The sequence below is a fragment of the Micromonospora sp. NPDC048842 genome (genome assembly GCF_040649935.1).
Classification (GTDB): Bacteria; Actinomycetota; Actinomycetes; order Mycobacteriales; family Micromonosporaceae; genus Micromonospora; species Micromonospora hortensis.
The window spans coordinates 65,502-84,554 of sequence record NZ_JBEZGK010000029.1 but is presented as its reverse complement, the minus strand read 5'-3'; the positions used below and the strand labels follow the sequence as shown (position 1 = coordinate 84,554).

The 19,053-nt window shown below is 71.6% G+C and carries 18 protein-coding genes; 11 read left to right on the top strand and 7 right to left on the bottom strand.

Annotated elements, in window-relative coordinates:
- Nucleotides 1-764 (top strand): DUF6244 family protein (locus AB0C19_RS29060; RefSeq protein WP_357190429.1); only part of this gene is annotated, 764 nt, incomplete at its 5' end.
- A 120-nt stretch (nt 765-884) separates the two neighbouring features.
- On the opposite strand, the gene AB0C19_RS29055 is transcribed toward AB0C19_RS29060, so the two are convergent.
- The 4 genes from AB0C19_RS29055 to AB0C19_RS29040 all read right to left on the bottom strand — a co-directional run bounded on the left by AB0C19_RS29055 (nt 885) and on the right by AB0C19_RS29040 (nt 4,604).
- Nucleotides 885-1,292 (bottom strand): hypothetical protein, encoded by a 408-nt coding sequence (locus tag AB0C19_RS29055; protein WP_357190426.1) that lies wholly within the window; start codon nt 1,290-1,292, stop codon nt 885-887.
- A gap of 67 nt (nt 1,293-1,359) precedes the next feature.
- Nucleotides 1,360-1,827, bottom strand: a complete 468-nt coding sequence (locus AB0C19_RS29050) for a nitroreductase family deazaflavin-dependent oxidoreductase (RefSeq protein WP_357190424.1) — start codon at nt 1,825-1,827, stop codon at nt 1,360-1,362.
- Between the two features lie 218 nt (nt 1,828-2,045).
- On the bottom strand, nt 2,046-3,032 hold the full coding sequence (locus AB0C19_RS29045) for an SEC-C metal-binding domain-containing protein (protein ID WP_357190422.1): 987 nt from the start codon (nt 3,030-3,032) through the stop codon (nt 2,046-2,048).
- A 105-nt stretch (nt 3,033-3,137) separates the two neighbouring features.
- Nucleotides 3,138-4,604, bottom strand: coding sequence for an MFS transporter (locus tag AB0C19_RS29040; protein ID WP_357190420.1), 1,467 nt, complete (start codon nt 4,602-4,604; stop codon nt 3,138-3,140).
- Nucleotides 4,605-4,825: 221 nt separating this feature from the next.
- Between AB0C19_RS29040 and AB0C19_RS29035 the strand changes: the two genes are divergently transcribed.
- Nucleotides 4,826-5,407 (top strand): TetR/AcrR family transcriptional regulator, encoded by a 582-nt coding sequence (locus AB0C19_RS29035; protein ID WP_266304914.1) that lies wholly within the window; start codon nt 4,826-4,828, stop codon nt 5,405-5,407.
- A gap of 15 nt (nt 5,408-5,422) precedes the next feature.
- Here the strand turns inward: AB0C19_RS29035 and AB0C19_RS29030 are convergent, their stop codons facing one another.
- Complete coding sequence (locus tag AB0C19_RS29030; RefSeq protein WP_357190417.1) at nt 5,423-6,781, bottom strand: pentapeptide repeat-containing protein; 1,359 nt, start codon at nt 6,779-6,781, stop codon at nt 5,423-5,425.
- 204 nt (nt 6,782-6,985) lie between these two features.
- Between AB0C19_RS29030 and AB0C19_RS29025 the strand changes: the two genes are divergently transcribed.
- From AB0C19_RS29025 to AB0C19_RS29015, 3 genes are all read left to right on the top strand, one after another.
- On the top strand, nt 6,986-7,780 hold the full coding sequence (locus tag AB0C19_RS29025) for an alpha/beta fold hydrolase (protein ID WP_357190415.1): 795 nt from the start codon (nt 6,986-6,988) through the stop codon (nt 7,778-7,780).
- Nucleotides 7,781-7,954: 174 nt separating this feature from the next.
- The gene (locus AB0C19_RS29020) at nt 7,955-10,159 is read left to right on the top strand and encodes a M48 family metalloprotease (protein WP_357190412.1); all 2,205 of its coding nucleotides are present in this window, start codon (nt 7,955-7,957) and stop codon (nt 10,157-10,159) included.
- A gap of 14 nt (nt 10,160-10,173) precedes the next feature.
- On the top strand, nt 10,174-10,566 hold the full coding sequence (locus tag AB0C19_RS29015) for a hypothetical protein (protein WP_357190409.1): 393 nt from the start codon (nt 10,174-10,176) through the stop codon (nt 10,564-10,566).
- 67 nt (nt 10,567-10,633) lie between these two features.
- On the opposite strand, the gene AB0C19_RS29010 is transcribed toward AB0C19_RS29015, so the two are convergent.
- Nucleotides 10,634-11,506, bottom strand: coding sequence for an aldo/keto reductase (locus tag AB0C19_RS29010; RefSeq protein ID WP_357190407.1), 873 nt, complete (start codon nt 11,504-11,506; stop codon nt 10,634-10,636).
- 240 nt (nt 11,507-11,746) lie between these two features.
- Between AB0C19_RS29010 and AB0C19_RS29005 the strand changes: the two genes are divergently transcribed.
- The 4 genes from AB0C19_RS29005 (at nt 11,747) to AB0C19_RS28990 (ending at nt 16,188) form a co-directional block, all read left to right on the top strand.
- Complete coding sequence (locus AB0C19_RS29005) at nt 11,747-12,109, top strand: YciI family protein (protein ID WP_357190405.1); 363 nt, start codon at nt 11,747-11,749, stop codon at nt 12,107-12,109.
- A gap of 132 nt (nt 12,110-12,241) precedes the next feature.
- On the top strand, nt 12,242-13,624 hold the full coding sequence (locus AB0C19_RS29000; RefSeq protein ID WP_357190403.1) for an FAD-binding protein: 1,383 nt from the start codon (nt 12,242-12,244) through the stop codon (nt 13,622-13,624).
- Between the two features lie 234 nt (nt 13,625-13,858).
- On the top strand, nt 13,859-15,307 hold the full coding sequence (gene pyk / locus AB0C19_RS28995; protein WP_357190401.1) for a pyruvate kinase: 1,449 nt from the start codon (nt 13,859-13,861) through the stop codon (nt 15,305-15,307).
- Nucleotides 15,304-16,188 (top strand): acyl-CoA thioesterase II, encoded by an 885-nt coding sequence (locus AB0C19_RS28990; RefSeq protein WP_112582692.1) that lies wholly within the window; start codon nt 15,304-15,306, stop codon nt 16,186-16,188. The genes pyk and AB0C19_RS28990 overlap by 4 nt, the downstream gene beginning before the upstream one ends.
- 70 nt (nt 16,189-16,258) lie before the next feature.
- On the opposite strand, the gene AB0C19_RS28985 is transcribed toward AB0C19_RS28990, so the two are convergent.
- Nucleotides 16,259-16,927 (bottom strand): YceI family protein, encoded by a 669-nt coding sequence (locus tag AB0C19_RS28985; RefSeq protein WP_357190398.1) that lies wholly within the window; start codon nt 16,925-16,927, stop codon nt 16,259-16,261.
- A 291-nt stretch (nt 16,928-17,218) separates the two neighbouring features.
- On the opposite strand from AB0C19_RS28985, the gene AB0C19_RS28980 reads away from it, so the two are divergent.
- Both AB0C19_RS28980 and AB0C19_RS28975 read left to right on the top strand, forming a co-directional pair.
- Complete coding sequence (locus tag AB0C19_RS28980; RefSeq protein ID WP_091407884.1) at nt 17,219-17,683, top strand: Rrf2 family transcriptional regulator; 465 nt, start codon at nt 17,219-17,221, stop codon at nt 17,681-17,683.
- A 273-nt stretch (nt 17,684-17,956) separates the two neighbouring features.
- Nucleotides 17,957-18,943 (top strand): sulfite exporter TauE/SafE family protein, encoded by a 987-nt coding sequence (locus tag AB0C19_RS28975; protein ID WP_357190433.1) that lies wholly within the window; start codon nt 17,957-17,959, stop codon nt 18,941-18,943.
- The last annotated feature ends 110 nt before the right edge of the window (nt 18,944-19,053 follow it).

Genomic DNA, 19,053 nt, shown 5'->3' with positions numbered 1-19,053 from the left:
CGAACTCAACGGACGACCACGCCAAACCCTCGACTGGCAGAATCCAGCCGAGGTACTCCACAAACACCTGGTCGCAACAGCCGCTTGAAACCGCCCCAGCGGGATACCCCGACTTCAGCTATCTAGTGTCGATCTTGGGCTGGTTTGGTCGGCCGGTGGGCCTGTCGCTGCCGATCCGCGCCGTGCTCCGTGTCGTCGGCGGCCTGTGCGGCGGCCACGAGGACTTCGTCGAGTTCGCGGTCGGTGAGACCTTCGTCTTCGAGCAGGCCGAGCAGCAGCACCGTCCGGTGTCGGTGGCGTCGGCGTGTTCGTCGCCGTTCGTGCTCGGTCGGGTGTCCGCTGGGCGAACTCCGTCGAAGCCGCTCGCTGGGGCGACCAGTGTCCATCAGATGGCCCGGGAGCAAGCGGCCGGTCGCGCGGGGTGCGCGGATCTCGTACGCTCCCATGTGGTCTCCGCCGGTGCGGTGGTGGAGGCGATGGTCGATCACGGGGAGGTGCGCGTGAGCGCAGCACAGATCATCGCGAGGTTGGCGGCGGCGTCGCAGAAGCTGGACGAGGCGAAGGCCAAGACCGCAGCGGCAGCCCAGGACGCCGCCGAGGCGCGAGCACTCGTCGCCGGCGCGCTGGAGGGTGTGGCCGCCGGTCCACTGGTCGGCATGATCGATGCGTACCGTCAGGCGCTCGCGCAGGCGTCCCAGGGTGGCGACCCGGCCAAGCAGCATGTGCAGGAGACGATCGCCAAGGTCCGAGCGCTGGGAAACTGACCACGGGTGGTGGCAGCGGGGCCGCTTGGGCAACAGTCGCCGAGTTCATGCCGTGCTGCCGAAGGCGGTCGCCGGGACGCTCTTGGCGACGGCGGTCGGGTTGACCCTCGATTTGCCGGTTCAGCGGGTGATGCGGAACGTCTGCTCAAACCGCGGTCCGCCACAGCCCACGTCGCCGCACAGGTCGAAGCCTCCGCTGATCAGGGCCACACCGGGCTTGATGACGAGGCCGCCACCCTCCACCCACGCCCGCCCGGTCGCGATCTGCGGCTGGCCGGTGCAGTGGACAGGACCCCAACCGGAGGCGTACGCGACCCTGTCGCCCGACCGTTGTCGAATGATCAGCTCGACGCCACCGGACAGGCCGGATTGGCAGGTCACGGCGATGCTGACGTCCACGGCGACGCCGCGCGCGACCAGGGTCGCGGACGTGACCTCGCCGTCATTTGCCGCGCTGGCCGGAGTGGGCGCCAGCATCACGAACAGTGACAGCCCGAGTAGTGCGATGGTGGTGATGATGCGGCGCACGAGGTTCTCCTTGCCGGAGTGGGTGCTTACCTGGCGTCACCATAGCCCTCTCCGACAGTGACGGAGATCAATCAGCTGGAGATTCTTTCCGAGGCGCGCGCTCGATGACGACGACCGGGATCTCGCGGTCGGTCTCCTTCGCGTAGCGGGCGTACGTCGGGAAGACCTTCGTCATCACCGGCCACAGCCGGACGCGCTCCTCGCCGGAGGCGGTCCGGGCCCGACCCGTGATCCGCTCCGCGCCGACCTGGATCTCCACCGCCGGGTCGGCGCTCAGGTTCAGGTACCAGGCGGGGTGCGTGGCCGCGCCGCCGTTGGACGCCACCAGCAGGTAGTTGTCGCCGTCGCGCCCGTACATCAGGGCCGTGCGGCGCAGCGTGCCCGATCGGCGTCCGCGGGTGGTGAGCAGCAGCGAGGGTACGCCGTGGAAGGTGCCCCCGTCGGCGCCGTCGGTCCGTACGTAGCGCCGGATGTGGCTGGCGACCCAGCCGACCGGGCTGTCCTCGACCGTCTCGTGCTGCTCGTGTGTGGTCACGCCATCGCCTCCATCGTCGAGCCCGGACGGTCGAACGGGGTGTCGATCATACGCGGGGCTTATGCGGTGGCCGGCGCTCAAGAGGGTGCCGGCGGTTGTGGTCGAACGTGATGTCTGTGAGTCATCGTGATGACTCACAGACATCAGGCTCTCCAGGGACATGGCCTCCCGGGGCCGCAGGCTCCCCGGGCCGCAGGGACCGAGCCGGCGGGGGAGGGTCAGGCGCGCGAGCGCGGCAGGCAGCACTTCTTGTACTTGGCGCCGGATCCGCACCAGCAGGTGTCGTTGCGGCCGGGCGGCCAGGCTGTCACGCCCGACTCGTCGAGGCTGTCGGCGTACTCGTCGAGGGTTTCCTCGCTGGTGGGGTCGCTGCCGGTGCGTTCGGCGAAGGCCGCCAGGTCGGCGACAGTGCCGACGACCACGCCCAGGTCGGCGCCGCCCATCCCGGAAGCGTCGACGAGGGCGCGTTCGATCTGGGCGCGGTGCTCGTCCCAGGTGGCGGGGTAGCTGTCGATCAGGGTGGGCCAGCGCAGCAGCAGCGCGGTGAACTCCGCCTGCGGCCAGAACAGCAGCGTCGCCGGGCCGTCGTCCAGGGCGTCGAGCGCGTGGGTGCTCGCGGCGCGCAGCCGGTCGGCGAGGTTGTCGTACTCGTCGTGGGGTAGGCCCTGCTCTTCGCGCAGGTCGTGCCGCCGCTGGGCCAGGCCGTAGATCATGGCTGCGGCCTCGTCCTGGGCGTCCTCGGATTCGTGCTGCTGGGTGCGGGTCCGTTCCAGGATGGCGTCCAGTGCCCCGGTGAGCCATTCCAGCGCCGTGTCGGCGTGGCCGGACTCGGCCAGCTCGTCGATCAGGTACGTGGCCGCGGGGTCGGTCTCCAGCAGCGGACGCAGGGCGGTCAGCTCGGCCATGCCCTCGTCCGAGCGGTCGAGACGCAGCAGCAGACCGCCGCGGACCGCTCGGGCGTACGCGTTGTCGTCCGGCTGCTCGGCGATGGCGCGGGTGGCCAGGGCGAGCGCGTCGGCCAGGTCACCGGCCTGTTCCAGGATGTCCGCGGCGACCAGCAGGGCGTACCCGGTGTCGTCGGGGTCCGCGACCCGCCCCTCGTCGACGGCGCCCACCAGTTCGGCGACGAGCGCGGCCGGGTCGGGGCTCTTGGAGCCCAGGACGCCGATCTCGTCGATGCGGTCGGCGGTCAGCAACTCGGACATGGGCGCATCCTGAAAGACGACTGTCGGTGGGTGGGGGAGCGGTCAGCGTACTCCTGGACATGGAGCAGCCCGGGCGGCGAACCGCCCGGGCTGCGTCACGTTCCCTCAGCGGGTCGCCGGCATGGTGGCGAACTCGCCGGCTAGCTCCGACTCGACGATCGTCGCGGCGGACGGCCGGCGACCGGCCGACGGCCGCCGGGCGGACGGGACGGCGAGGGCCGCGAGCGCGGCGGCCAGGGCGATCGCCGTGAGGACGAGAAACCCCATCGTGAAGCCGGCCTCCCGGGGCAGGCCGTTGGCCTGCGGGTGGGCGGTGATCACGCCGCTGACCACTGCCGCGCCGATCGCGCCGCCGATGGTGCGGATGTTGGCGTTCATACCGGTCGCGACGCCGGTCTGGCTGGCGGGCACGCTGGCGACGATCAGGTTGGCCATCGACGCGAAGGCCAGGCCGATGCCGAGGCCGACCAGGCCACCGGCGATGGCGACCTCCCAGCGGGTGTCGTGCGCGGTGGCGAGCATCGCGGAGGCGGCCACGTTGAATGTGGCACCGGTGGCGAGCTGCGCCTTGGCGCTGAAGACGGCCTGGAGTCGCCCGGCGATGACGCCGGCGACGAACATCGCGCTGACCATCGGGAGCATGAGCAGACCGGCCTGGCTGATGCTCGCGCCGAAGCCGTAACCGGCGGCGGTAGGGGTCTGCAGGAACTGCGGGAGGAACGCGTACATGGAGAACATCGACGCGCCATAGAGCAGGGCGACCAGGTTGGTGGTCCAGACGCCGGGCAGGCGCATCATCCGCATGTCGATCAGCGGGTTGTTGGACCGCAACTCGGTGACCAGCCAGCCGGCCAGCAGCACCACGGCCAGGGCCAGCAGACCGAGTACCCGGGTGGAGGTCCAGCCCCAGGCGGCGCCCTGGCTGATCGGCAGCAGCAACGCGACCAGCCAGCCGGAGAGCAGCAGTGTGGCGCGCCAGTCGATGCGACCGGGGGTACGGACCGGCGACTCGGGCACGAACAGGTGCGCGGCCACGGCGGTCAGCCCGACCACGACCATCGGGATCCAGAACAGCCAGCGGTAGTCCAGCGTGCTGACGATCGGGCCGGCCAGCACGATGCCCAGGCCACCGCCGACGGCGACGATCGCCGAGATGGCGGCCACCGCGGTGGAGACCCGTGCGGCCGGGAACTCGTCGCGGATGATGCCGAACGACAGCGGGAAGACCGCTCCGCCGATGCCCTGCACGACCCGGGCGAGGATGAGGATGCCGATGTTCGGCGCGATGGCGGCCAGCAGGCAGCCGAGGGCGAGGGCGGCGAGCGAGACGACGAGCATCCGCTCCTTGCCGACCATGTCGCCGACGCGTCCGAGGATCGGCGTGAAGATCGACGCGCTGAGCAGGTAGGCGGTCAGGACCCAGGTCACTGTGTTCTGGGAGGTGTGCAGGTCCTGCTGGATGGTCGGCAGCACCGGGGTGATCAGCGACTGGAGCATCGCGAAGAACCCGGCGCCGGCCGCGAGCACGGTGAAGGTGAGCCGACGCGAGCTGCGTCGGGAGGTCACTGCCACGAGAGAAAACTCCCTGATTACGTACGGGAACGAAGGCTTGTCGCCCGTCGTCTGTGACGGGGTGGTCTGTCGGGGTCCGGGCGATCGGGTGGCCAGGCGACGATCGGGCGGGTCCCGAGGTAGAGTAACCGGAGGCAGGCCTCCGGGATTCCGGAGGGGTGCCTCCGCTAAGCTAGCGGAGGGCATCCTCCGGATGCAACTAGAGTGAGGTGACGCACGTCATGACCAGCGCGGGGCAGGCGCCCGAGGTCTTCGCCCAGCGGCCCAAGCGGGCCGACGCGCGGCGTAACTACGACGCCCTGATCGCGGCGGCACGCGAGGCGTTCGCCGAGAACGGCGCCGCCGCCTCCCTGGAGGACGTGGCCCGCCGGGCCGGCGTGGGCATCGGCACGCTCTACCGCAACTTCCCGACCCGCCGGCACCTCTTCGAGGCCGTCTACGTCGAGGAGGTCCGGGCGCTGTGCCACTCCGCCGAAGGGCTGGCCGAGCTGCCACCCTGGGACGCGCTCGTCGCCTGGCTGCACCGCTTCGTCGCGTACGTCGCCACCAAGCGGGCGCTCGCCGAGCAACTGCTGCACGACTCCGAGATCTTCACCAGCTGCCGGGCGGAGATCTTCTCCGCCGGTGAGCCGCTGATGCGTCGCGCACAGGCCGCCGGCGTGGTCCGGAACGACATCGGCTTCGACGACGTGGTGCGGCTGATCAGCGGCCTCACCATGGCCCAGTTCCCGTCACCCGAGCAGCGCGACCGGGTCCTCGGCGTGGCCCTGGACGGCCTGCGCCCGCCAGCCACCCCGCGCTGACGCCCAGCCGGCCGGTCAGCGGTCGACCAGCAGCAGCCACTCGTCGTCGACCCGTTCGACAGTCGTGCCGGCGGGCCACGCGTGATCGCCGCCGGCCGCTGCCCGCGCCTGGTCGACCTGCGGCGGCTGGCTGAACTCGGCACCGTCGAACCTGCCCGCACCCTGGAATCGCGCCCGGCCGAAGTTCGCCGCGCCCTCGAAGCGGGTCTGCTCGAAGCACGCCTCGGTGGCGAACACGGTCCATCGGAAGAGCGCCATGTCCGCGAAGCGGACGACGCTGAACCCGGCGTACCCGGCGAACTCGGTGCGCTCCATCGACACGCCGCTGAGGAAGGTGGCTTTCCGGAACCTGGCCCCGTCACCGAAGTGGGTCGCGTCGAAACTGGTCGACTGGTCGAAGACCGCCCGGTGAAATGACGTCGGGCCGGCGAAGCGCGACCGCCGGCAGGACAGGCCGTCGGCGAACCCGGCTCGGTCGAAGCTGGCCTGACCCTCGAAGCGGGCGGCGTCCAGGAAGACCTCCGCCTCGGCGGTGAGATCGTCGAAGACCACGTCGCCGAAGGTGGCCGCCCCGAGCAGGAGCCGCCCGCGCGCCGTCGCGCCCGCGAAGGAGGTCGTGCCGGTGAACACCGCCTCGGTGAAGGTCGCGTCGACGAGCGTGCAGCCGGCGGCGTCGAAGTCGACGAGCGTGGCGCCGGCCAGGTCGAGCCTCAGCTCCGGCCAGTGCGCCGCGTCGTCCGCGCGCAGGTGCCGGGTCAGCACGCGCTGCGCGCTGCGCCGGACCTCCGTCTCGCGCGGCTCGCCGTTCGGCGCCGGCATCCGCAGGTACGCGCAGAGCACCGCCGCGATCGTCGGGCGCTGCCCCGGGTTGTCCTGACCGAGGCGCTCCAACGCGTGCAGGCCGCCGAGGCGTACCGCAGCGCTGTCGTTGCCGAGCAGTTCGACCGCCCGGGTGTAGAGCTCGGTCAGTCGGCGCTCCGCCGCGTCGTGCTCGGCGGCCCCGGACTGCCGGTCCTGGTGGCGCTGTGCGGCCTCGGCCACCGCTTCGGCGTGCGCCTGCACCCGGTCCCGGTGCACCTGGTCCCGTGCGGCGATGCTCTCCTGGTGCCGCTGCGCGCGTTCGGTGATCCACTGGCGGCGGGCGGCGAGCAGCAGCGCGAGCCCTCCACCGGTGCCGGCGACGACGGTCAGGCCGGTGCGGATCGCGTCGATGCGCAGCGTGGCGCGGGTGTCCGGTTGGCTGGCCCGATCGGCCTCGGTGAGCAGCAGGTCCAGCACCAGCCAGCCCAGTGCGATGGCGACCAGCAGGCCGACCAGGACCAGCCACCACGGCATCACCCGCAGCTCGCGCTCGGTGGGTTCGTCGACAGCCACGGCCACAGCATGCCAGCCGGCGTTGACGTCCGATATGGAGCGTGACGGTATGACCGTTTACGCCTCCGTCGGAACAACGGGTTACCGGCGCGTAACAAGTCATTGACGTTTCTGAATTGTTGCGGGGATGATCGTCGCACGGTCGACCGGACACCCCCACCCACCTGCCCGGTTCGCCGGGTGCCTCCCCCCGGAGGTGCAGCGATGCTGCTCCGAAAGACCGCCCTCGTGCTGGCCCTCGCCACCGCCGCGCTACTCGCGTCCACCGCCACGGCGACCGCCGCCCCCGCCCGTCCCGCCCCGGCCACCGCCGGCCCCACGACACCCTTCGCCGCCGCGGCGGCCAACCCCGTCATCGTGGTCGGCGGGCTCAGCGGCGTCGCCGTCGCGTACGAGCCGATCGCCGCCCGCCTGCGCGCCGATGGCTACCGCACCTTCATCTACCAGCTACCCGGGCTGGGCCTCGGTGACATCCCCACCTCGGCCCGCGCGTTCGCCAGCTACGTCAACCAGGTCCGCGCCAGCACCGGCGCGGCGAGCGTGGACGTCGTCGCCCACTCCGAAGGGGGCCTGGTCAGCAGGTACTACCTCAAGCGGCTCGGCGGCACCGCCACCGTCGGTCGCTACGTCAGCCTGGGCACACCGCAGTACGGCACATACGTCGCCAACATCGTGGCGTTCCTGGGCCTGGGGGGCTGCGCCGGCGTCGTGGCCTGCCAACAGATGGCCATCGGCTCGGCGTTCCTCGCCGACCTCAACGCCGGCGACGACACCCCGGGCGCGGTGCGCTACACCACCATCCGCACCGTGCAGGACGAGTTGGTCCGGCCGACCGGAAACGCCGCCGTCAACGACGGCGCGACGAACGTGCTGATCCAGGCGTACTGCCCGCTGCGGGTGGTGGGGCACCTCGGTCTGGTGCTCGACGGCACCGCGTACACCATCGTCCGCGGCGCCCTGGTCGACGGCCCGGTGCGACCCAACTGCCTGGCGCTCTGACCCGCTCCGGTGCGGCGGTCCCGGAGGGGCCGCCGCACCGCAACCCCCGACGGTGAGTGTCGGGTGGGCGACGATCCCCTCAAACGGTGTGGCAGACATCAGATGTCCTCGATAGCCTGCTTCGGCTGTCCATTCCCGACAGTGGACGCCATCCTCCGAGAAGGAGCAGCGCTCATGACCGAGCCGCCCACAGTGCCGCCGGAGAACACCCCGCCGACAGTGCCGCAGCTCGACGTCCGGGCCGCCCAGCCGCCGTCGGCCGACACCCCGCCACCCACCGGCGGGTTCGCCGACCGCCCACCGGGCTACCCCAGCGCGCTGGTCTGGCTGCGCGCCGGGATCCTGCGGGACTGGCGCGGCGTGCTCGGCGCGTTCCTCGCCACCTGGTTCTACCTGCCGGTCGCGCTGCTCCTGGCCTTCTGGGGCGGTCTCACGTTCGGCATCGTCGGGCTCTTCGCCGTCGGGACCGGCGCCGACGACCAGGTGCCCCAGGTGCTGCGCGACGCCCCGCTGATCGGCTCCCTGGTCGAGGCGTTCCTGACCCGCTCCGGTGGATTGCTCGGCGGCATCGCCGGCTTCGCCATCGGCTTCCTGGTCGGCTTCCTCGCCGTGCTGGCGCTGCCCTGGATGGACGTCGCCGACGAGCCCTTCGCGCTGCTCACCGGCCTGATCGGCACTGTCGTCGCGGCGGCGCTGATCGGTGTCCTCTACACGCTCTACCGGGTGCTGCTCGAACCCCGCCTACTGGTCGTCTCGGGTGCGCGCCAGCCCAGCCGCCGCGAGTACGCGCGGCTGCGCCCCATCCTCGACGACTGCGCCCGACGGCTCGGCCTGCCCAGCGTGCCCCGGCTACTAATGGAGGACGACCCGGTCCTGAGCAACGCCCGCACGTACGCCCGACACGTGGTGGTCACCACGGCCGTGCTGACCGAACCGGACGACGAGGTGGCCGCGCTGCTCAGCCACGAGCTGGTGCACTGGCGCACCGGGGACGAGATCACCAGCGCCTTCGTCCGCGGCGTCGGCCTGCCGCTGACCCTCGCGCACGCCCTGCCGACCTGGCTGATGCGGACGTTCCCGCACCCGGGCACCAACTTCGTGGTCTTCGTGTTCTTCTGGCCGGTGCTGCTCACCATGCGGTACGTGGTGCTGCCACTGCACGCCCGTGACGTGCGGGCGGCCGAGTACCGGGCCGACCTCGGCGCCGTGCTCACCGGGCACGTCGACGGCCTGCGGCGCATCCTGGAACGGCGGCTGTCCTTCGAGACCGGACGCAGCGGCTGGGACGAGGCGGTCTGCGCCACCCACCCGCCGCACGAGCTGCGGCTCGACGCGTTGGAGCGGGCGTCGCTGGCCGGCGCGCCCGCCGGAGCGGCACAGCCCGTCACCGTCGACGGGCTGTTCAACTCCGCCGGCCAGGTCGGCACCCGCCGCGCCTGGCTGCTTGTCGGCGTCCTCACACTGGTTGCCTGCCTCGGCACCAGCGGGCTCGGCGTGGTGCAGTGGGCGTTCTTCCGGCCCCAGGCGGCGATCGACGGCTACTTCGCCGCGCTCGCCGACCGGGACAGCGACGCCGCGCTCGGCTACCTGACCGACCAGGGCAGCGACACCGACACCAAGCTGCTCGCCCAACTGCTGCGCGGCAAGGGCTACCAACCACCGACCGACGTCGAGATCAGCTCGTTGGAGCGCGACGGTGACAGCGCCACCGCCACAGTGGCGTACCGGCTGGGTGACGCGCGGGAAACCACCACCCTCACCCTGCGCCGCGAGGACGAGACCACCGCCGGGCTGTTCCACGGCTGGCGGTTGAGCGGCGGGCCGACCCCGTTCAACGCCGCGATCGCCGACCCAGGCGTACGGCTCAACGGGGTGGAGCTGCCGGTCGCGACCGAGGGTGCCCCGCTGGTGCTGTTGCCCGGCGGCTACACGGCGACCGGCCCGGCCAGTGCGCTCAGCGAGACGCCGAGCACGACGATGCTGGTCGGCCCGGGGGAGACCGCCGCCGTCCTGCAACTGGCGCCGGTGCTCAAGCCGGCGGCGACCGAGGCCGTCGAGGCGCAGGTACGCGCCTGGTTGGACGAGTGCGCGAAGCAGACGGTCGCCGCCCCGCCGGGCTGTCCGTTCCGCTACTACGGCGGCTCCACCCAGAAGATCACCTGGAAGATCCTGGAGTACCCGAAGCTCGCCGTCGAACTCACCGGCCCGTCCAGCGCCCAGGTCTCCACCCCGACCGAGACCCAGGGCAGGGTGGAGGCCAGTGGCACTACCACCTACTTCGGCGGCAGCTCGCCGTTCAAGGACGACAACGCGTTCACCGTCACGGGCGTCGCCACCGCCGACGGTGACAACGTGACGTTCCGACCCGCCGCCGACTGACTGGGAGACCGACAGTGACCGACAGCGACACCGCAGCCCGGCTGCCCGTCCGGCTGACCATCAACCCCCGGCAGCGGCAGCCTCCGTCGGTCGACCTGCTGACCTGGATCCACCGCCGTCCCGAGTACCGGCCGGGAGTCCGCCCGGCCGGCGGCGGCGGGGGCCGGCCGGGATTCAGCGACGCGGTGATCATCGCGGTGCTCGCCCAGGGTCTGCTTCCCGGACTGTTCAACCTGCTGCAGTCCTGGGTGGACCAGCAGCGCACCGAGGCCAGCATCCGGATCCAGACCGGGGACACCGAGGTGGAGTTGCAGGTGAGCGGGCGGACCGACTCCGCTCGCCTGCTGGCCCAGGCGACCGAGGCGCTGCGCGCCGCCCGAGAGCCCGGTCCGAACGCCGTCGACTGACCCGACGGCGCCCGGGAGCCCGTGTCCGGACGCCGTCGACTGACCCGACGGCGCCCGGGGCGGCGGGTCAGGTCGCCTTGGCGAGCGCCTCGAACTCGTCGTCGGTGAGCCGCACGTCGGCCGCGCTCACGTTCTCCTCCAGGTGCGCCACCGAGGACGTGCCGGGGATTGGCAACATCACCGGCGAGCGGCGCAGCAGCCAGGCCAGCGCGAGCTGCGCGGGCGACGCGCCGTGCGCGGTGGAGATGGCGTCCAGCGGACCGCCCGGGCGGGCCAACTCACCGGTGGCGATCGGGAACCACGGGATGAACGCGAGGTCGTTGCGCTCGCAGTACTCCAGCACGTCCTCGGCGCTGCGGTTGGCGAGGTTGTACAGGTTCTGCACCGACGCGATGGTGGTGATCGCCCGGGACTCCTCGATCTGCGCGACGCTCACCTCGGACAGCCCGATGTGCTGGATCTTGCCTTCCTCCCGCAGCAGGGCCAGCTCACCGAGCTGGTCGGCGAGCGGCACCTTGGGGTCGATCCGGTGCAGCTGGTACAGCGGGATGCTGTCCAGGCCGAGGTGACGCAGGCTCAGCTCGCACTGCTGGCGCAGGTACTCCGGGCGGCCCACCGCTCGCCAGTCGCCCGGTCCGGAACGGGTGAACCCGCCCTTGGTCGCGATCACCAGATCATCGGCGTACGGGTGCAGCGCCTCCCGAATCAGCAACTCCGATACGAACGGCCCGTACGAGTCGGCGGTGTCGATGAACGTCACGCCCAGCTCGACCGCACGGCGCAGCACGCGAACCGCCTCGGCCGGGTCCTTCGGGTCACCCCAGACACCCGGGCCGGTGATCTGCATGGCCCCGTAGCCGAGCCGGTTGACTGTGACATCGCCACCGATCCGGTACGTGCCGGACGCCTTCGCGGGCTGCTCACTGATATTTGTCGCCATTGCCCGATCCCCAATCGTCTCGTCGTGGCGGGCGTGGACAGCGGGCGTGAAGAGCCCACCCACCGCCGATGGATCATCCCCCGGAACCCCGCCGCCATGCCGCCGGTCGGCCGACTGTGGGCGCTGACACGCCGTCAGCGCGCCGACCCGAGTTGCCGGGAAGCGCCCGGTACGACCGGGGTGTCCGTGCGACGCTGGCCGGAGCCGGTGCGTTCCGGCGCGACGGCGAAGGGAGCACCCATGGGAGTGCCGCAGGTCAACTTCGCGCTCGACACGTACGAGTGCATCGTGATCTATCCCGGCGCGGCCGGGCGGGCACTGCCCGCCGAGACCGTGCAGCGGTTGCAGGCCGAGCACGCCGAACACATGCAGGCGTTGCAGCGACGCGGCATCGTCCTGGTCGCCGGCTCGGTGGACGGGCCGGCGCGCGAGCCGGATCCGCCGATCGGCTTCGGGCTGGCCCGTACCGGGAGCGTCGACGATGTGCGCAGCGTGCTTGAGGCGGACCCGGCGGTGCAGGCCGGGCTCTACCGGGTGGAGGTGCTGACCTTCCTCTGCCCGGCCGGTTCCCTGGAGTTCCCGCTGGTCAAGACGGGCAGCTGAGCAGCGAATCCATCGGTGGCTGTCGTGATGGTGACGGCGCTCGCCCGCCTGCCGGTGCTACGGTCGCGCCCAGCGCGGGCCGCCGCCGGGGCGTACCCGGTGTCGTGGGTCGGCCCCGGTCGAGGAGTCGCCATGATCTCCGCCGCCACCCCCGATGTCGCGTCGGCCGCCGCCCGACTACGTGCCCTGCTCGGCGACCGGCTGCACGAACCGGGCGAACCCGGTTACGCCGCCACCACCCGGCTCTGGAACGGCGCTGTGGCGCGCACGCCCGCGCTTGTCGCCGAGTGCCAGGACTCCGACGAGGTGGCCGAGGCGGTCCGCATCGCCACGCGGTGCCACCTGCCCCTCTCGGTTCGTTCCGGAGGGCACGACTGGGCCGGCCGGGCGCTGCGCGACGGCGCCCTGGCGCTCGATCTGACCGGGCTGCGCTCCGTCCGGGTCGACCCGGACGCCGCCACGGTGACCATCGGCGGCGGCGCCACGGCGGCCGAACTGCTCGCCGCCGCCCGCCCGTACGACCTGGTGGTGCCCACCGGCGTGGTCGGTGCCGTGGGGATGGCCGGGCTCACCCTCGCCGGCGGGTACGGCCCGCTGTGCGGCCGGTTCGGTCTGGCAGTGGACAGCCTGCTCGGCGCTGAGGTGGTTCTCGCCGACGGTCGCCGGGTCACCGCCGACGCCCGGCACGACGCCGAGCTGTACTGGGCGTTGCGCGGCGGCGGTGGCAACCTCGGCATCGTCACCGAGCTGCGCTTCCGCGCGCACCGGCTGCCCGGCGTGCTGGCCGGCATGATCATGTTCGCGCTCTCCGAGGCGCCGGCCGTGCTGCGCGGCTACGGCGCGCTGGTCGCCGAGGCGCCGGACGAGCTGACCGTGATGGCCGGCTTCCTGCCCGGCCCGGCCGGCGAACCCGTGATCTTCGTCTGCCCGTTCTACAGCGGCCCCGACCTGGACGCCGGGACGCCGTGGATGGACCGGCTGCGCGCGCTGGGCACCCCGCTGGTCGACCAGATCGGCCCGATGCCGTACGCGGACGCGTTGCGGATGTTCGACGGCGGGATGGTCGACGGCAACCACTACCTGCTGCGGACCCGATGGTTGCCAGCGCTCACCGACGGCACGGTGGACACACTCGTCGACGCGGCCCGGCAGGTCACCTCGCCGTTCTCCGCGCTGGCCGTACACCACTTCCACGGCGCGGCCACCCGGATCCGACCCTCCGACACGGCGTTCGGGCTACGCACCGATCACCTGATGGCCGAGATCATCGCGGTGTGGGCGCCCGGCGACCAGGCAGGCCCGCACCGCGAGTGGGCCGAGCGGACCTCGGGGGCGCTCGCCCCGCACGCCCTGCCCGGTGGCTACCCCAACCTGCTCGCCCCGGAGGAGACCGACCGGGTCCGACTCGCCTACGGCGCGAACTGGGCGCGGCTGCGCCAGGCCAAGCGCCGCTACGACCCCCGCGACCTGCTGCACGCGGTGCCCACCCTGCCGCCCTCAGGGCACAGGGAATGACCCGCCGCCCGCTGCCCTCGGGGCACCCGGAGTGGGCCGCCGCCGGGAGCACCCCGACAGCGCACCCCAACGGAGGCGTACGATTCCCGGCGCGCGGTCGCTGATGCCCGTCGCCACAACGTTCCCGGTGCGGTTCCGCCCGCCGGCCCGACGCGCGCCGCGCGTCGTTGGACAACTGTTCCGCTGCCTGCAAGGGGTCGGCCCCGAGTCCGACCTGAAGGAGAGACTAGCCTGATGGGCGTGACACGCCGCGTAAAGATCGTCTGCACTCTGGGTCCCGCCACCTCGTCCCCGGAGCGCATCCGGGGTCTTGTCGAGGCCGGCATGAACGTGGCGAGACTCAACTTCAGCCATGGCAGCCACGCCGACCACGAGGCGGTCTATCGACTGGTCCGGGAGGCGTCGGAGGCGGCAGGTAAGCCGGTGGCCGTCCTCGCCGACCTGCAGGGCCCCAAGATTCGGCTCGGTAAGTTCGCCGACGGCCCGCACGAGTGGCGCACCGGCGACTCGGTCGTGATCACCGGCGACGACATCATCGGCACCAAGGAGCGGGTCTCCTGCACCTACACAAAGCTGCCGCACGAGGTGAAGCCCGGCGACCGGCTGCTGATCGACGACGGTCGGGTCGCCGTCGAGGTCACCGACGTCACCGGCAACGACATCCGCTGCCTCGTCACCGAGGGCGGCCCGGTCTCCAACAACAAGGGCGTGTCGCTGCCCAACGTGGCGGTCAGCGTGCCCGCCATGTCGGACAAGGACGCCGAGGACCTGCGCTTCTCCCTGGGGCTCGGTGTCGACCTGGTGGCGCTCTCCTTCGTCCGCTCGGCCGAGGACATCAAGCTCGTCCACAACATCATGGCCGAGGAGGGTGTGTTCCGCCCGGTGCTCGCCAAGGTCGAGAAGCCGGAGGCGGTGGAGCACCTGGAGGCCATCGTGCTGGCCTTCGACGGCGTCATGGTCGCCCGCGGTGACCTTGGTGTCGAGATGCCGCTGGACGAGGTCCCGCTGGTGCAGAAGCGCGCCGTGCAGCTGTGCCGGGAGAACGCCAAGCCCGTCATCGTGGCCACCCAGATGCTCGACTCCATGATCGAGAACTCCCGCCCCACCCGGGCGGAGGCCTCCGACGTCGCCAACGCCGTGCTCGACGGCGCGGACGCGGTGATGCTCTCCGGCGAGACCAGCGTCGGCAAGTATCCAGTGCTCACCGTCAGCACCATGGCCAAGATCGTGACGACCACCGAGGCCGGTTCCATCGGCGTGCCGCGCTTGCAGCACGACCCGCGTACCCACGGTGGCGCCCTCACCGTCGCCGCCTCGTCGATCGCCCGGGCCATCAACGCCAAGGCCCTCGTCGCCTTCTCGCAGACCGGCGACACCGTGCGACGGCTGTCCCGCCTGCACTGCGACCTGCCGCTGCTGGCCTTCACGCCGGTCCCTGAGGTGCGCGACCAGCTCGCCCTCACCTGGGGCGTGGAGACCTTCCTGATGCCGTTCGTGCAGCACACCGACGACATGTTCCGCCAGGTCGACCAGGCGCTGCTCGGCCTCGACCGGGCCAACCCCGGTGACTACGTGGTGATCGTGGCCGGTAGCCCGCCCGGCACCCCCGGCTCGACGAACACGCTGCGCGTACACCAGCTCGGCTCGCTGGTCGACGCCGCGTCGGCGCGGGCCCTGCAGTGAGCGACGGTCGGGTCGCGGTCGGCCAGGCGGCGGTGGACCAGCTGCTGGAAGTGCTGGACCTCGACCCGACCGGCGAGATGACCTTCCGGGGGATGAGCCCCCCGGTCGGTCCACAACGGGTGTACGGCGGCCAGGTCGCCGGTCAGGCCCTGGTCGCCGCCGGCCGCACCGTCGACCCGGAGCGGTTCGTGCACTCGCTGCACGGCTACTTCGTCCGCCCCGGCGACCCGGTCGAACCGATCGCGTACGAGGTGGAGAACATCCGCGACGGCCGGTCCTTCTCGGTCCGCCGCGCGGTCGCCCTCCAGCACGGCAAGCCGATCTTCTTCATGTCGGCGTCGTTTCAGCGGGCCGAGGAGGGGCTGGACCACCAGGCCCCGGCCCCGCTGGACGTACCCCCGCCGCAGGACGTGCCGACGATGACCGACCGGCTCTCCCGCTACCCGGAGCGGCTGGGAATCTGGGGCCAGATCCCACGGCCGATCGACGTGCGCTACGTCGGTGAGCCCGGCTGGGTCCGCCCCGGCGACCGGCCCGCCGACCCGCACCAGCGCGTCTGGATGCGCATCGACGGCAAACTGCCCGACGACCCCCTGCTGCACGCCTGCGCGCTCACCTATGCCTCGGACCTCACCCTGCTGGACTCGGTGCTCTCCGCGCACGGCGAGGTGTGGGGGCCGGGCGGGTTGGTCGGCGCGAGCCTGGACCACGCGCTGTGGTTCCACCGGCCGTTCCGGGCCGACGAGTGGTTCCTCTACGACTGCCTGAGCCCGTCGGCGTCCGGCGCGCGTGGGCTGGCCACCGGCCGGATGTTCACCACTGACGGCCAGCAGATCGCCAGCGCCGTCCAGGAGGGTCTGCTGCGCCGCGTCGGCGCCTGACGCTCCGGCTCATCCCCGCCGAGTAGTCGTCGCTCGTCCCCGCCAGGCAACTGGCGGGGATGACGTGGTTTCAGGCCTGGTAGATGGCTTCACCGGCGATCTCGATCTGCACCGTCTTGCCGACCAGCACCCCGCCGCTCTCCAGGGCGACATTCCAGAGCAGGCCGTAGTCCTCACGGTTCATCTCGGCCGTCGCGCTGAATCCGAAGATGTTCTGCCCGTACGGATCCTGACGAGCACCACCAAAATTCACCTCCAGGTCGACGGCCCGGGTGATCCCCTTCACTGTCAACTCGCCAGTGAGGACGAATCGTCCGGGAATACCGTCGGACTGCGGCGGAACAATGTGACTTCGGCCTCGTCCGCCCAACCGGTGGTTGCGCAGACGCGCCCACTGGAATATGGGGTCCTCGTTGCCCTGCCATTTGATTCCGGTGCTTCGATATTCGAGGGTGGGAAAACGCTCCACATCGAGGAAGTCGGCACTCTTCAGATGCGTGTCCCGGTCGACACTCCCGGTGGTGATGCTGGCCGACATGATGGTGGCCGTCACGGAGGAGAGCAGCGGATCCTCCGCCACGAAGATCTCCGCCGTGGCCTCGGCGAACTCGCCGCGCACCGGGCTCACCATCATGTGCCGGGAGAGGAAACCGATCCGCTTGTGCGCCTGATCGAGAAGATAGGTGCCGGCCACCGGGATGGTCATGCCATCCCAGGTACGTGTGGCGATATCGGTCATCGTGTTGCCTTCCCCCCGAGCACACCCGGGTGTTTATCAATATGTTGCTGGCGGCCGGGTAAACGGCCAGACATTCGTACTCACGCCCAGCATAGGGACGCTCCGGACCAGCATTTCGGCCGCCACCGTACGGTGGATCATGACGTACTTCACCAGGCCCCACCGGTGGCCGTTCTTCGGTCCCCGTCGGCGGCTTCGACTGGTGTCAGCGGCGCTACTTCCCATCGATGCGTGGCCGATCGGCCGAGGGTCGCCCGCCTGCCCGGTTGACCAGCGACTAACCTTGCCGACATGCGCCTCTCCGCTCGGGTCGACTATGCCCTCCGCGCGGCCGCCGAGCTTGCCGCGACGGCCAGCGGCCCCGGGCGCGGCCGGCCGGTGACGGCCGACCAGATCGCCCGCGCCCAGGAGATCCCGCCGAAGTTCCTGGAGAGCATCCTTCTCCAGCTGCGCCGGGGCGGCATCGTGCACGCCCAGCGTGGCCCGGAGGGCGGCTACTGGCTGGCCCGCCCCGCCGAGGAGATCTCCCTCGCCGAGGTCATCCGGGTGATCGACGGGCCCCTCGCCCACGTACGCGGGCAGCGTCCCGAGCAGCTCGGCTACCACGGCCCGGCGCACGCTCTCCAGGAGGTCTGGATCGCGCTACGGGCAAGCGAGCGGGAAATCTTGGAACTGGTCAGCGTCGCCGACGTGGCCGCCGGCACGCTGCCCGCGCGGGTCACCGAGCTGGCCGCCGACCCGCGCGCCTGGATCTGAGCGCCGGCTCGCCCTCCCGGCTCCACGTTCCCTGGTAGCTGCCTCCTTCGCCTGGGCCTGTACGCCGGCCAGGTTTCCGGCCTGGCGTCGCCTGATCCCTGGCCCGGCGCGCCTGGATTGCCGCCGCTCGGTTCCCGGCCCTGCGCCACTGGCCGCTGACCCGGCGCACCGCCCGGACGCGTCCCATCCACCGATCGGGGGCTTGACCTCGGCTGCCCCATCCCGCATTGTCGACCAAGTCGATAGGAGATGCCGAAAAGTCTGGGGGCGCTCGTGCGCAAGCTGTTGGTCCTCGCTCTGGTCGGGCTCGTCGCGCAACTGATCGATGGTTCGCTCGGCATGGCATACGGCTTGACCTCGTCCACATTGCTGCTGGTCGCCGGGGTTGCCCCGGCCGCCGCCTCGGCCTCGGTGCACCTGGCCGAGATCGGCACCACGCTCGCCGCCGGGGTCGCGCACTGGCGGTTCGGCAACGTCGACTGGCGGGTGGTGACCCGCATCGCCCTACCCGGCGCTATCGGTGCCTTCGCCGGTGCCACCCTGCTCAGCTCGATCTCCACCGAGGCCGCCGCACCCTGGATGGCCGGCATCCTCTTCACGCTCGGCGCGTACCTCCTGATCCGCTTCGCCCGACCACTGCGCACCGACCGGGTCGGCGGACGGCTCCGCGGTCGTTTCCTCGGCCCCCTGGGCCTGGTCGCCGGCTTCGTCGACGCGACCGGCGGCGGCGGGTGGGGCCCGGTGGCCACCCCCGCGCTGCTGGTCTCCGGCCGCATGGAACCCCGCAAGGTGATTGGCTCCGTGGACACCGCCGAGTTCGTCGTGGCCGGCGCGGCCAGCATCGGCTTCCTGATCGGGCTGGGCTCGGAGGGATTCCTGCTCCCCACCGTCGCCGCACTGCTTATCGGCGGCCTCATCGCCGCCCCGCTGGCCGCCTGGCTGGTGCGAATCGTGCCCGCCCAACTGCTCGGCGCGGCAGTCGGCGGCGTGATCGTGCTGACCAACGCCCGCACCCTGATGCGTGCCGCCGAACTGGACGGTCCGGCCCGCCCCGCCCTCTACGCCCTGCTCGCCGCCGGCTGGCTGGCCGCCCTGGTGTTGGCCCTACGTGCCCTACGCCGTACCCGCCGCGCCCGCGCCGAGGCCGCCATCGCCGTTCCCGCCACCGCTGGCGGTGCGCCCGCCGAGGCTTCCGACGCCGTATCCGCCGGCGAGGCCCCGGCCGATCTGGCCGCGACGGGTACGCCCACCCCACGCTGAACCCCCGTTGCGCCCACCCACCCGCCGATGCCCGGTCAAACGTCGTCATCGCCAAGGTTGAGTCACCAAGATCCGCGCAACATCAGGGATGTTGCTGTCTCTCGCGCGCC

Coding starts and splice junctions, on each gene's coding strand:
- AB0C19_RS29045 (WP_357190422.1), bottom strand. CDS start 3,032: ATGTCCGAGTTGCTGACCGCCGACCGCATCGACGAGATCGGCGTCCTG.
- AB0C19_RS29035 (WP_266304914.1), top strand. CDS start 4,826: ATGACCAGCGCGGGGCAGGCGCCCGAGGTCTTCGCCCAGCGGCCCAAG.
- AB0C19_RS29025 (WP_357190415.1), top strand. CDS start 6,986: ATGCTGCTCCGAAAGACCGCCCTCGTGCTGGCCCTCGCCACCGCCGCG.
- AB0C19_RS29020 (WP_357190412.1), top strand. CDS start 7,955: ATGACCGAGCCGCCCACAGTGCCGCCGGAGAACACCCCGCCGACAGTG.
- AB0C19_RS29010 (WP_357190407.1), bottom strand. CDS start 11,506: ATGGCGACAAATATCAGTGAGCAGCCCGCGAAGGCGTCCGGCACGTAC.
- AB0C19_RS29005 (WP_357190405.1), top strand. CDS start 11,747: ATGGGAGTGCCGCAGGTCAACTTCGCGCTCGACACGTACGAGTGCATC.
- AB0C19_RS29000 (WP_357190403.1), top strand. CDS start 12,242: ATGATCTCCGCCGCCACCCCCGATGTCGCGTCGGCCGCCGCCCGACTA.
- pyk (WP_357190401.1), top strand. CDS start 13,859: ATGGGCGTGACACGCCGCGTAAAGATCGTCTGCACTCTGGGTCCCGCC.
- AB0C19_RS28985 (WP_357190398.1), bottom strand. CDS start 16,927: ATGACCGATATCGCCACACGTACCTGGGATGGCATGACCATCCCGGTG.
- AB0C19_RS28980 (WP_091407884.1), top strand. CDS start 17,219: ATGCGCCTCTCCGCTCGGGTCGACTATGCCCTCCGCGCGGCCGCCGAG.